10 protein-coding genes and 1 pseudogene are annotated in these 11,443 nt (G+C 64.5%); 4 read left to right on the top strand and 7 right to left on the bottom strand.

Annotated elements, in window-relative coordinates; translation table 11 throughout:
- Positions 1–56: 56 nt before the first annotated feature.
- Both ASD14_RS05065 and murJ read right to left on the bottom strand, forming a co-directional pair.
- Entirely contained in the window at positions 57–1,046 is a 990-nt protein-coding gene (locus tag ASD14_RS05065) for a bifunctional riboflavin kinase/FAD synthetase (protein ID WP_056129941.1), read from the bottom strand.
- A 139-nt stretch (positions 1,047–1,185) separates the two neighbouring features.
- Positions 1,186–2,775 carry a murein biosynthesis integral membrane protein MurJ gene (gene murJ / locus ASD14_RS05060; protein WP_200947041.1) on the bottom strand — a complete coding sequence of 530 codons (1,590 nt, stop codon included), beginning with the start codon at positions 2,773–2,775 and terminating at the stop codon, positions 1,186–1,188.
- Positions 2,776–2,924: 149 nt separating this feature from the next.
- On the opposite strand from murJ, the gene rpsT reads away from it, so the two are divergent.
- Positions 2,925–3,194 carry a 30S ribosomal protein S20 gene (rpsT, locus tag ASD14_RS05055; protein ID WP_056129933.1) on the top strand — a complete coding sequence of 90 codons (270 nt, stop codon included), beginning with the start codon at positions 2,925–2,927 and terminating at the stop codon, positions 3,192–3,194.
- A gap of 91 nt (positions 3,195–3,285) precedes the next feature.
- Here the strand turns inward: rpsT and obgE are convergent, their stop codons facing one another.
- The 3 genes from obgE to rplU all read right to left on the bottom strand — a co-directional run bounded on the left by obgE (position 3,286) and on the right by rplU (position 5,102).
- Positions 3,286–4,383 carry a GTPase ObgE gene (gene obgE / locus ASD14_RS05050; RefSeq protein WP_056129931.1) on the bottom strand — a complete coding sequence of 366 codons (1,098 nt, stop codon included), beginning with the start codon at positions 4,381–4,383 and terminating at the stop codon, positions 3,286–3,288.
- Positions 4,384–4,514: 131 nt separating this feature from the next.
- On the bottom strand, positions 4,515–4,775 hold the full coding sequence (gene rpmA, locus ASD14_RS05045; RefSeq protein ID WP_056129928.1) for a 50S ribosomal protein L27: 261 nt from the start codon (positions 4,773–4,775) through the stop codon (positions 4,515–4,517).
- Between the two features lie 15 nt (positions 4,776–4,790).
- A complete protein-coding gene (gene rplU, locus ASD14_RS05040) occupies positions 4,791–5,102 on the bottom strand; it encodes a 50S ribosomal protein L21 (protein ID WP_056129926.1) in 312 nt (103 codons plus the stop codon).
- Between the two features lie 828 nt (positions 5,103–5,930).
- On the opposite strand from rplU, the pseudogene uvrA reads away from it, so the two are divergent.
- Together uvrA and ASD14_RS05030 are read left to right on the top strand one after the other, a co-directional pair.
- A pseudogene (uvrA, locus tag ASD14_RS05035) lies at positions 5,931–8,768 on the top strand (excinuclease ABC subunit UvrA); the annotation flags it as partial.
- Positions 8,769–8,821: 53 nt separating this feature from the next.
- A complete protein-coding gene (locus ASD14_RS05030) occupies positions 8,822–9,241 on the top strand; it encodes a thioesterase family protein (protein ID WP_056129925.1) in 420 nt (139 codons plus the stop codon).
- 69 nt (positions 9,242–9,310) lie between these two features.
- On the opposite strand, the gene ASD14_RS05025 is transcribed toward ASD14_RS05030, so the two are convergent.
- A complete protein-coding gene (locus tag ASD14_RS05025) occupies positions 9,311–9,748 on the bottom strand; it encodes a copper chaperone PCu(A)C (protein WP_056129923.1) in 438 nt (145 codons plus the stop codon).
- A gap of 38 nt (positions 9,749–9,786) precedes the next feature.
- Here ASD14_RS05025 and ASD14_RS05020 point away from each other — a divergent pair, with 38 nt between their 5' ends.
- The gene (locus tag ASD14_RS05020) at positions 9,787–10,560 is read left to right on the top strand and encodes an enoyl-CoA hydratase/isomerase family protein (RefSeq protein WP_056129920.1); all 774 of its coding nucleotides are present in this window, start codon (positions 9,787–9,789) and stop codon (positions 10,558–10,560) included.
- A 34-nt stretch (positions 10,561–10,594) separates the two neighbouring features.
- Here the strand turns inward: ASD14_RS05020 and ASD14_RS05015 are convergent, their stop codons facing one another.
- On the bottom strand, positions 10,595–11,440 hold the full coding sequence (locus tag ASD14_RS05015) for a sulfurtransferase (protein ID WP_056129916.1): 846 nt from the start codon (positions 11,438–11,440) through the stop codon (positions 10,595–10,597).
- Between the last annotated feature and the right edge of the window lie 3 nt (positions 11,441–11,443).

Raw genomic sequence — 11,443 nt, 5'->3', positions numbered from 1 at the left:
GAATTCCGTCGCGGGCAGTTGCAGGGTGGACTTGTAGCGGCTGGTTTCTTGGTCGGTCACAGAGGTGCGCTCAGGCGAAAGCTCGTCGAGGATGAGTGGAATTCGGGTACGAAAACTTGTGCGGACAGGATCGCACGCGCCTGTTCGGCGTCGCGATGCATCTGTTCGGTGAGGGAATCCAGATCCGGGAATTTCAGTTCGTCGCGCAGCTTGGCGACGAATTCGACCTCGATCCGACGGCCATACAGATCGCCGTTGAAATCGAACAGGTGCGCTTCGAGCAGCGGCTCGACACCGGCCACCGTAGGCCGGGTGCCCAGGCTCGAAACCGACGCGCGCGGCACGCTGCCCACCCCATGGACCCACGAGGCATAGATGCCGGACAAGGCCGGTGTCTTCCCACCGAAGCGCAGGTTTGCGGTCGGGAATCCGAGTTCGCGGCCCAGCTGTTTACCGTGCACGACGTGGCCACCAATCGCATACGGCCGTCCGAGCAATCGCGTGGCAGTGGCGAAGTCGCCGGCCCGCAGCGCGGCACGGATGCGCGTGCTTGAGACGCGGTCGCCATCCAGTTCGACGGGCGCGATTTCGTCCGCATGGAAGCCGAGTTCACGACCGGTCTGTCGCAGCAGCGCGATGTCGCCTGCCCGGCCTTTGCCGAAACGAAATTCCGGGCCGACCCAGACTTCGCGCGCGGACAGGCGATCGCGGAGCACGACCCGCGCGAACGCTTCGGCGCTGAGGTTGCTGAGCCGTTCGTCGAAGCGGAGCAGTCCCACCTGCTCCACGCCCATGCCCAGCAACCGTTCGATCTTCGCGCGTGGCAACAGCAGCCGGGGCGGCGGATTGGAACGCGCGAAGAATTCACGCGGCAGCGGTTCGAAACTCAGTGCGACCGCGGGCAGATCGAGTTCGCGCGCACGCTCGACGGTGCGGCGCACCAGCGCCTGATGCCCGAGATGCAGGCCGTCGAAGGCGCCGATGCAGACCACACTGCCGTGCGGGCACCGGGGCCCGCCGTCGACGTCGCGAAACAGCCTGCTCATGGACTCTCTGATGTGCGGCCTGCTACGGGCCGGGTATGCAACGGAAGCCCGGCCAGGCCGGGCTTTTGCGGGCCGGATCTCGCGATCCGATCCATGCGTGTTCAAGTTGATAATGAAGTATAGCCGCGGGCACCCGGTCTCAATGCTCGCGCAGGTCGCGAGGCCTGAAGCCGAGTCCCAGCAGCGCCGCCAGGTAGACCGCGCCGCCACCGCCGACAAGCGCGGCCAGATAGCCGATGCGTTCCCATTTTCCGATTGCGGTGAAGTCCGGAACCCAGTGCAGTGCGAGCAGCAACGCTGTGGCCATCGCGACACAGGCCAGGCCGAGCCGGACCATATGGCGCGTCCAGCCGGGCTGACGTTCATAAACCCCCGACTTGCGCAGCCAATGCCAGAGCAGCGTCAGGTTGAGATAGCTTGCCAGCGCGCTCGCCAGACCGATCGCCAGGTGCAGACCCGGCGTGCTCGCGAGACCCTGCATGATGTTGCCCTGCCTGGCCGCCGGTACCCACATCACGAACAGCACCGCGAGGAACAGGACATTCAGCAGCATGTTCGCGACCAGCGAAGCCACGCCTGCGCGAACGGGGGTGCGGGTGTCCTGCCGCGCGTAAAACGCAGGCAGCAGGATCTTCACCAGTGCAAAGGCCGGCAGGCCGAAGCTGAGACCGAACACCGACATCGCCGCCATGCGCGTGTCGAAGGCTGTGAATTCCCGGTGCTGGAACAGGGTCGCGACCAGTGGCTGCGACAGCAACATCAGGCCGAGCATCGCAGGCAATGCAATGAGCAGGGTCGTGCGCAGACCCCAGTCCAGTGCCTTCGAGAATCCCTCGCGATCGGTGTTCACGTGATGGCGCGACAGGGTCGGCAGGATCACCGTGCCCAGCGCGATGCCGAACACCCCCAGCGGCAATTCGAGAAAACGGTCCGCCTGCGATAACCACGTCTGCGAGCCGGTGAACAGCAGCGACGCGATCACCGTGTCGAACAGCAGATTGATCTGCGCGATCGACGAGCCGAACAGCGTTGGCACCATCAGCCTGACCACCTTACGCACATCGGGATGGTTCCAGCCCCACTTCGGCAGCGAAAGCAGATCGAGCCCGCGCAGTGCGGGCAGCTGGAACAGCAACTGCAGGATGCCGCCGGCGAGCACCGCCCAGCCCAGTGCGGTAATGGGCACGTCCAGGTGGGGCGACAGCCATAGGGCGCCGGCAATCATGCAGAGATTGAGGATCACCGGCGTCAGCGCCGGCATCCCGAAGCGATGGAAACTGTTGAGGGCGCCGCCGGCCAGCGCGGTCAGCGACACGAACAGAATGAAGGGGAAGGTGAGCCTTAGCAGGTCCACCGTGAGTCCGAACTTCTCGGCACTTACTCCGCTTCCCAGGTTGAACAGCAGGGCGACCTGGGGCGTGAAGATCAGCCCCAGCGCGGTCACCACCAGCAGGATGCCGCCGAGGGTGCCGGAAACCCGGCCGACCAGTTCCTTCAGGTCGGCGTGGGGCCGGGTTTCCTTGACCTCGGTGAAAACCGGCACGAAGGCTGTCGAAAACGAACCCTCCGCGAACAGCCGCCGCATGAAGTTGGGGATTCGGAAGGCGACCCAGAAGGCGTCCGTCGCCGCATTGGCGCCGAACATCGAGGTGATCGAAATGTCTCGGATCAGCCCCAGGACCCGCGACACCATGGTCATGCCGCCGAAGGACAGCACCCCCCTGAGCATCCGCGGGCGGGTCATGCGCGCCCCCGGGCTGCCTGAAGGAACAATCGGGCGGGAACACGTGGGTTGTTGACGCAAGCTACTGAATCACCCATAATTTTCTGTCTGATTTTCCCAAAACCCTTCAACACCAGTTTCCAGGATTCCCTGTCGTGGCCAATATCAAGTCCGCCAAGAAGCGCGCCAAGCAGACCGTCGTGCGCAATGCCCGCAACGCCGCTCAGCGTTCGATGCTCCGCACCGCCGTCAAGAAGGTCCTCAAGGCACTCGATGCCAACGACGCCACTGGCGCCAAGGCCGCCTTCGACGTTGCCCAGCCGATTCTCGATCGTTTCAGCTCGCGTGGCCTCATCCACAAGAACAAGGCCGCTCGCCACAAGAGCCGCCTGACCGCTCGCATCAAGGCGCTGGCTGCTGCCTGAGGCAAGTGCGTTCATTGCAGGCGCGAACAGCGCCTGCTGAAAAAGCCCCGCCATGAGCGGGGCTTTTTTGTTGCCGTCGAAAGCCGCCAACTCAGACCGCATCGTCGACGGAACCCGCCTCGCCCTGCGCGTGATACGCCGCTTCGTTGGCGGCTTCCTGCGCAGCTTCCTTGAGCTTGTCGAAGAAGCTCATCACGTCGAGCATGATCGGCCAGGTGTTCTCGCGGCCGATCGCCGAGACCAGATACCAGCGATCCTTCCAGCCGAGCTCGTCGATGATTTCCTGCGCCGCGGCCTGCTGCTCTTCTTCCAGCAACAGGTCGGCCTTGTTGAGCACCAGCCACCGCGGCTTCTGCAGCAGCTCGGGATCGTGCTTTTCCAGCTCGCGCTCGATCGCGCGCACCTGCTCGGCCGGAGTGACTCCTTCGACGCCGCCTTCCATCGGGGCGATGTCGACGAGGTGCAGCAACAGTCGCGTGCGCTGCAAGTGCTTTAGAAATTGCGTGCCCAAGCCGGCGCCTTCTGCGGCGCCTTCGATGAGACCGGGGATATCGGCGATCACGAAGCTTCGATGCGCTTCAACGCTGACGACACCGAGATTCGGGTAAAGCGTGGTGAACGGATAGTCCGCGACCTTGGGTGTCGCTGCCGACACGGCACGAATGAAGGTGCTCTTGCCGGCATTGGGAAAGCCGAGCAGGCCGACGTCGGCCAGCAGCTTCAACTCCAGCTTCAGCACGCGCTCTTCGCCGGACAGGCCCGGCAACGCCTTGCGTGGCGAGCGGTTCACCGAACTCTTGAAGTGCATGTTGCCGAGGCCGCCCTTGCCACCCTTCGCGACCAGCAGGCGATCGCCATGGCGCGTAAGGTCGCCGATGACTTCGTCGGTCTCGACGTTCATCACGACGGTGCCGACCGGCACGGTGATGGTGAGGTCGTCGCCGGCCTTGCCATACATCTGCCGGCCCATGCCGTTCTCGCCGCGCTTGGCGCGGAAGTGCTTCTGGTGGCGGAAGTCGACCAGCGTGTTGAGGTTTTCGTCGGCAACCAGCCAGACGCTGCCGCCATCACCACCGTCGCCGCCGTCGGGGCCGCCGAGCGGAATGAATTTCTCGCGCCGGAAACCGACGCAGCCATTGCCGCCATCGCCTGCAATGACCTGGATTTCGGCTTCGTCAACGAGTTTCATGGGTATGAATTAGATCGGAAGGCAGCACGCTTCACAATGAAGCGGCCACGTGAGCGGACTGATTTTGCAGACCGCGGAAATACGAAGCCCCGCCTGAGCGGGGCTTCGCGGGACAGCGATGCGTCGCTCGATTACTCGGCGGCGACGACGCTGACGGTGCGACGCTTCTTCAGGCCCTTGACCGAGAACTCGACCTTGCCATCGACCAGCGCGAACAGCGTGTGGTCGCGACCCAGGCCAACGCCCGAACCCGGATGGAAGTTGGTACCGCGCTGACGCACGATGATATTGCCGGCTTCGATGGACTGGCCGCCGTAGATCTTGACGCCCAGGTACTTCGGGTTGGAGTCGCGGCCGTTGCGCGAGGAACCTACGCCTTTTTTGTGTGCCATGGCTGCTTCTCCTGCTTAGCCGGCAATGCCGGTGATTTCGATTTCGGTGTAGTGCTGACGGTGACCCATCTGCTTGCGGTGGTGCTTGCGGCGACGGAACTTCACGATGCGCACCTTGTCGGCGCGGCCGTGGCCGATGACCTTCGCGCTGACGCTGGCGCCCTTGAGCGCGTCGCCGATCTTGATGGTTTCGCCATCGCCGATCATCAGCACGTTGTCGAGCTTGATCTCGCTGCCGGCTTCGGCTTCGAGCAGTTCGACGCGGAGCGTCTCGCCCTGCATGACGCGGTATTGCTTACCGCCGGTGAGTACAACTGCGTACGACATGACCAGATTCCTCTGTAGTTATTTTGGTCGACCCTGCCGCGCCTGAGGCGGACAGAAGCGGAATTCTATAGGGATCAGCGAGTTAGGGCAATATCCGTTGCCAGCTGAACGAACCAGGCCGGCCATGCCGCCTAGGGTGCAGAAGCAGCTGGAAAAGCGCGCTCGGCCCGGGGAGACAAAGCTCGATCTGCCTCGATCCTGCAGGCTGGCCGCAGCGGTTCGTTTTCTGTCTCAGCTCCATCGCTTCCGGCAAAAGCCGGGGCCCAGTGCTCAGTAAGGAGACTGTTTTCCACGGGGTCCGGCGACCTGGGCGACTCGGCGGCAGTCATCGGCGCTGAACGCGGTGACCAGGCACCGGAACGAACAGGGCTGATGACTGGCCGGTGCCGCAACCCGTCGGGAGTGGCGTCGGGACGTTGCCTGAACCGGACCGGCGAGGCCTCGGGCGAGATCGGCAGGATGCTGGTATGGCTGGTAATCACCGAACTGCCGATCGCCGCGTTCCTGTTCGGGCGAGATCGGCGGCCATTCCGACAACACTGGCAACGGCGCCACCAGCCAGAAGCCGGGGTACTGACCGGCAGGTCTATGTCGGGACAAGCGTGGCCAACAACACCGCGGACGGCCACGTGCCGTTATCCAAGTGACCGTCATGAACCCCCGCGACTGCTGATGAATCACAAGCTGGGGCGGCCTGTTTTCCTTGCAGCTGAACGCACCTCGTCGCACCGCTTGCGACGCCGCCATCCGAGACTGGTATCGCGGCTATTTGCCCCAACTTCATCCGCTCGCTACGCTCCCCTGTTCGCCCCCGGATCTCCACTCTCAATGGCGCTGGATTACATCCGCATCCGCGGCGCGCGGACGCACAACCTCAAGAACATCGATCTCGATCTCCCGCGCGAGAAGCTGATCGTGATCACCGGCCTCTCCGGCTCGGGCAAATCGTCGCTCGCCTTCGACACGATCTATGCCGAAGGCCAGCGCCGTTATGTCGAGTCGCTGTCGGCCTATGCGCGCCAGTTCCTCAGCGTGATGGAAAAGCCCGATGTCGACCACATCGAAGGCCTCTCGCCTGCGATCGCGATCGAGCAGAAGGCAACGTCGCACAACCCGCGTTCCACCGTCGGCACGATCACCGAGATCTACGACTACCTGCGCCTGCTGTACGCGCGCGTCGGCATGCCTCGCTGCCCGGACCACCACTATCCGCTCGAGGCACAAACCGTCAGCCAGATGGTTGACCAGGTCGTCGCGCTCGGCAACACCGATGAAGGCCGGGAGCAACGCTACATGCTGCTTGCACCGGTCGTACGCGAACGCAAGGGTGAGCACGCGCAGATCTTCGAGCAGCTGCGCGCACAGGGTTACGTCCGTGTGCGCGTCGACGGCACGCTGCACGAAATCGACGCAGTGCCGCCGCTGGCACTGCGCCAGAAGCACACGATCGAAGCGGTGATCGACCGCTTCAAGCCGCGCGAGGACATCAAGCAGCGCCTCGCCGAATCGTTCGAAACCGCGCTGAAGCTCGGCGACGGCATGGCCGCGGTGCATTCGCTGGACAAGCCCGATGCCGACCCGCTGCTGTTCTCCTCGAAGTACAGCTGCCCGGTCTGCGATTATTCGTTGCCGGAGCTGGAGCCGCGCCTGTTTTCCTTCAACTCGCCGGTCGGCGCATGCCCGACCTGCGATGGCCTCGGCGTGGCGCAGTTCTTCGATCCCTCGCGTGTCGTCGTGCATCCGGAACTCTCGCTTTCGGCGGGTGCCGTGCGTGGCTGGGATCGCCGCAACGCGTACTACTTCGCCCTGATCCAGTCGCTGGCGAAGCACTACAAGTTCAGTGTCGACACGCCGTGGCAGACGCTGGGCGAGAAAGTGCGCGAAGCCGTCCTGTTCGGCAGCGGCGACGAACTGATCAACTTCACCTACACCAGCGAAAGTGGCACGCGCCACCAGCGCAAGCACCGCTTCGAAGGCATCGTTCCGAATCTCGAACGGCGCTACAAGGAAACCGAGTCCGCCGCGGTGCGCGAAGAACTCGCGAAATACATCAGCGAGCGTGCCTGCACCGAATGCGGAGGCGCGCGCCTCAATCGCGCTGCACGCAACGTATTCGTCGCCGACCGGCCGCTCCCGCAACTCGTGGTGCTGCCGATCGACGGCGCGCTCGAATTTTTCCGCACGCTCAATCTCGCCGGCTGGCGTGGCGAGATCGCCACGAAGATCGTCAAGGAAATCACCGACCGGTTGCGCTTCCTCGTGGACGTCGGCCTGGATTACCTGACGCTCGAACGCAAGGCCGATTCCCTCTCCGGCGGCGAAGCGCAACGCATTCGCCTGGCTTCGCAGATCGGCGCGGGGCTGGTTGGAGTCATGTACGTGCTCGACGAGCCGTCGATCGGCCTTCATCAGCGCGACAACGAACGCCTGCTCGGCACGCTCACGCGCCTGCGTGACCTGGGCAACACGGTGATCGTGGTCGAGCACGACGAAGACGCGATCCGCCTCGCCGACTACATCGTCGACATCGGCCCTGCTGCCGGCGTGCACGGTGGTGAAGTGGTTGCGCAGGGTCAACTCAGCGATGTGCTGAAGGCACCGCGCTCGTTGACCGGCCAGTACCTCAGTGGCAAGAAGCGGATCGAAGTTCCGAACAAGCGCCACAAGGTGGACCCGAAGGCGACCTTCCATCTCCGCGGAGCCACCGGCAACAACCTGAAGAACGTCGACCTCGATGTTCCCGCGGGGTTGTTCACCTGCATCACCGGCGTATCCGGGTCCGGCAAGTCCACGCTGATCAACGACACGCTGTACGCGATCGCAGCCAACGACCTCAACGGCGCATCGCACACGATCGCGCCGTTCCGCTCGCACGAGAACCTCGACCTGTGGGACAAGGTCGTCGACATCGACCAGTCGCCGATCGGCCGCACGCCGCGTTCGAACCCGGCGACATATACCGGCCTGTTCACGCCCTTGCGCGAACTGTTCGCGCAGGTGCCCGAAGCGCGCGCACGTGGCTACTCGCCGGGTCGATTCAGCTTCAACGTGCGTGGTGGCCGCTGCGAGGCCTGCCAGGGCGATGGCCTGATCAAGGTCGAAATGCACTTCCTACCCGACGTGTACGTGCCCTGCGACGTCTGCCACGGCAAGCGTTACAACCGCGAAACGCTGGAGATCCTCTACAAGGGTTACAACATCAACGACGTGCTCGAGATGACGGTCGAGGACGCACTGAACCTGTTCGAGGCGATCCCGTCGATCTCGCGCAAGCTCGAAACGCTGATGGACGTCGGCCTGAGTTACATCAAGCTGGGACAGAGCGCGACCACGCTGTCGGGTGGCGAGGCGCAACGCGTGAAGCTGTCGAAGGAACTTTCGCGCCGCGACACCGGCCGCACGCTCTACATCCTCGACGAACCCACCACCGGGCTGCATTTCCACGACATCGAGCACCTGCTCACCGTGCTGCACAAGCTGCGCGATGACGGCAACACGATCGTGGTGATCGAGCACAACCTCGACGTGATCAAGACGGCCGACTGGGTAATCGACCTCGGTCCCGAAGGCGGCCATCGCGGCGGCACCATCCTCGCGACCGGCACGCCGGAGGACATCGCAAGGCTGCCAAATTCGCACACCGGGCGTTTCCTTGCCCCGCTGCTGGGCATCACGCCCGGCGAGAGCGCGCGCAAACCGCAGAAGAAGAAGTCCGCCGCATGAGCCAGCAAGCCGCTCCGCACGCTGTCCTTTTCCGCATGCCGGTCGCGCTGCGCTGGCGCGACCTGGATGCGTTCAACCACGTCAACAATTCCAACTTCCTCACTTATCTCGAGGAAGCGCGCATCCGCTGGTTTGCCAGCTGGGGCGGCGAATGGGTGACGGATGCGATGGCGCCGCTGCTCGCTGCCGTGCAGCTCAACTACCGGATGCCGATTCCCTATCCGGCCGACGTCGTTGTCGAGCTGTTTGCCGAGCGCATCGGCAACAGCAGCGTGACGATCGGGCACCGGATCATGTCGGAGGAAGGCGCGACGTTGTATTGCGACGGCAATGTCGTCGTGGTGTGGATCGACCGTTCGAGCGGCCGGCCGATTGCATTGCCGGAAGCGGTGCGCGACGCGATGATGCCGCAATAATCGCTTGCAACGCCGGGCGCGCTCGACGCGTTTCCCTGCGTGGGGCGTACCGGACGACGGCGCTACGGCTCAGGGCGCGGGCTTGCGCACTTCCAGCTCACCACGCAGCACGCCGCCGTCCTTCAGCGTGAACTCGACCACGACGCGGCTGCCTTCCTTCAGCGGCGCATGCGGCTGCATCAGCATCAGGTGCATCCCACCCGGCTTCAGCACGGCGGCGCCCTCGGGAACGATGCGCAGCTCCGGCAACGCGCGCATGCGGCTGACGCCGTCGACGATCCGCGTTTCGTGCAAGGACACGTCACCGAATGCCGGGCTGCGTACGCCGGTGATCGTCACCGGCGTAGGGCAGCGATTCTCGATGCGGCCGAAGCCGGCCATCATCGGCATCTTCACGGGGGTCAGGCGGATCCAGCCATCACGCACCTGCGGCGTGCATTCGCGCGCGCAGGCCGGAAGCACGAAGAGGAGGCAAAGCGCGAAGGCGCAGGCTCGGAAGAGGTTCATGCGCCTATGATACCGGCTGCCTTCCGGATGCCTTCAACATGGCCATCGAGACCCTTCGCCACGACGGCGACATCGTCGAACTCCGCCTCGCGCGCGCACCTGTCAACGCACTGGATCCCGCGTTGTGCAATGCGCTGCAGAACGCCATTGCCGGAGCCGTAGCGGGCGGCGCGACCGGACTGGTGCTTTCCGGCAACGAGAAGGTGTTCTCCGCCGGGCTCGATGTCCCGCACCTGCTGTCGCTGGCCAATGACCGGACGGCCCTGCGCGCCGCATGGGGCGCATTCTTCGACGCCGCGCGTGCGCTCGCCGGATCGCCGGTACCCGTCGTCGCGGCGATCACCGGACACGCGCCCGCCGGTGGCTGCGTACTCGCACTGTGCTGCGACTATCGCGTGATGGCGAAATCGGAAGATCCCACGCGTCCATTTCGCCTTGGCCTGAATGAAACCCAGGTTGGCCTGGTCGCACCTGCTGGTATCCAGCACCTGATGGAGCGCACGGTTGGGAAACATCGCGCCGGCGTGCTGCTCGCGACCGGCGAACTGGTCGACACGGACAACGCGCTCGCCATCGGGCTCGTCGATGAACTCGTTACAGCTGACCAGGTCGTCGCGCGTTCCGTTGCATGGCTGCGATCCCTTCTTGCATTGCCACGCAAGCCGGTGCTTGCGACGCGCGAGATCTCGCGTGCGGACGTCGTGGCGGCGCTGTCGCCGCAGAGCATCCAGCTCGACCACTTCATCAATGCATGGACCGAGCCCGATACGCAGGCTGGCCTGAAGGCGCTGGTGGCGCGGCTCGGCAAGTAACGCGCGCCGGTGTCGGATCACTCCGGCGCCTGCATCAACCTTGCGCTATCGGCCGGGACGGGTCCTCGATCCAGCCACTCCACGAACCGGTATACAGCTTTGCACCGCTCAGGCCGGCGCGTTCCATCGCGAGCAGGTTGTGACAGGCGGTAACTCCCGATCCGCACATCATGATCGCCTGCTCGGGCGATCGTCCGTCCAGCAAGGCGCGGAACTCGGCGGCCAGTTGCCCGGGCGACTTGAAGCGGCCGTCCTGCATGTTCTCTGCGTAAGGCCGGTTCACGGCGCCGGGCACGTGGCCGTGCACACGGTCCATGAGGTCGTTTTCGCCGCGGAACCGATCTGCGGGACGAGCGTCGGCCAGCAGGTCGCCCGCGGCGAGCCGCTCCTGTACCTGGTTCGCGTCGAGCAGGCGTGAAGCATCGAAGGTCCCGCTGTATGTCGTCGCACGGCGCCGGACCGTGTCGGAGTTCGTGGGCAGGCGCATGCCCTGCCAACGCGTGAGCCCACCATCGAGGACGGCAACCTTCTCATGGCCGAGCGCACGCATCAGGAACCAGAAACGCGCTGCCATCGATCCATCGGCATCGTCGTACGCCACGATCTGGTGGTGCGGCAGGATGCCCCACTGCCCCAGCTTCGCAGTGAAAGTCTCTGCATCGGGCCAGGGATGACGGCCATCGCCTTGCCCTCGTCGGCTCATGTCGGAAAGGTCGCGCTCCAGGTGCGCGTAAACCGCGCCCGGCAGGTGCGAATGCTCATAGGCGAATTCGCCGGCGCCAGGACTGGACGACGAAAACCGGCAATCCACGATGACCAGGTCGGGCCGCTGCAATGCCACGGCCAATGTTTCGGGGGGTACGAGCGTGGTCCAGCCCATAGC

The organism is Lysobacter sp. Root494, from assembly GCF_001427225.1.
Taxonomy (GTDB): Bacteria; Pseudomonadota; Gammaproteobacteria; order Xanthomonadales; family Xanthomonadaceae; genus Agrilutibacter.
The sequence above is the reverse complement of the archived record's forward strand: the minus strand, read 5'-3'. Positions and strand labels throughout refer to the sequence as shown.

Bases quoted from the DNA above. Each gene is read 5' to 3' on its own strand.
- ASD14_RS05030 (WP_056129925.1), top strand. From the start codon at position 8,822: ATGAGCCAGCAAGCCGCTCCGCACGCTGTCCTTTTCCGCATGCCGGTC.
- ASD14_RS05025 (WP_056129923.1), bottom strand. From the start codon at position 9,748: ATGAACCTCTTCCGAGCCTGCGCCTTCGCGCTTTGCCTCCTCTTCGTG.
- murJ (WP_200947041.1), bottom strand. From the start codon at position 2,775: ATGCTCAGGGGGGTGCTGTCCTTCGGCGGCATGACCATGGTGTCGCGG.
- rpmA (WP_056129928.1), bottom strand. From the start codon at position 4,775: ATGGCACACAAAAAAGGCGTAGGTTCCTCGCGCAACGGCCGCGACTCC.
- obgE (WP_056129931.1), bottom strand. From the start codon at position 4,383: ATGAAACTCGTTGACGAAGCCGAAATCCAGGTCATTGCAGGCGATGGC.
- rplU (WP_056129926.1), bottom strand. From the start codon at position 5,102: ATGTCGTACGCAGTTGTACTCACCGGCGGTAAGCAATACCGCGTCATG.
- ASD14_RS05065 (WP_056129941.1), bottom strand. From the start codon at position 1,046: ATGAGCAGGCTGTTTCGCGACGTCGACGGCGGGCCCCGGTGCCCGCAC.
- ASD14_RS05015 (WP_056129916.1), bottom strand. From the start codon at position 11,440: ATGGGCTGGACCACGCTCGTACCCCCCGAAACATTGGCCGTGGCATTG.
- ASD14_RS05020 (WP_056129920.1), top strand. From the start codon at position 9,787: ATGGCCATCGAGACCCTTCGCCACGACGGCGACATCGTCGAACTCCGC.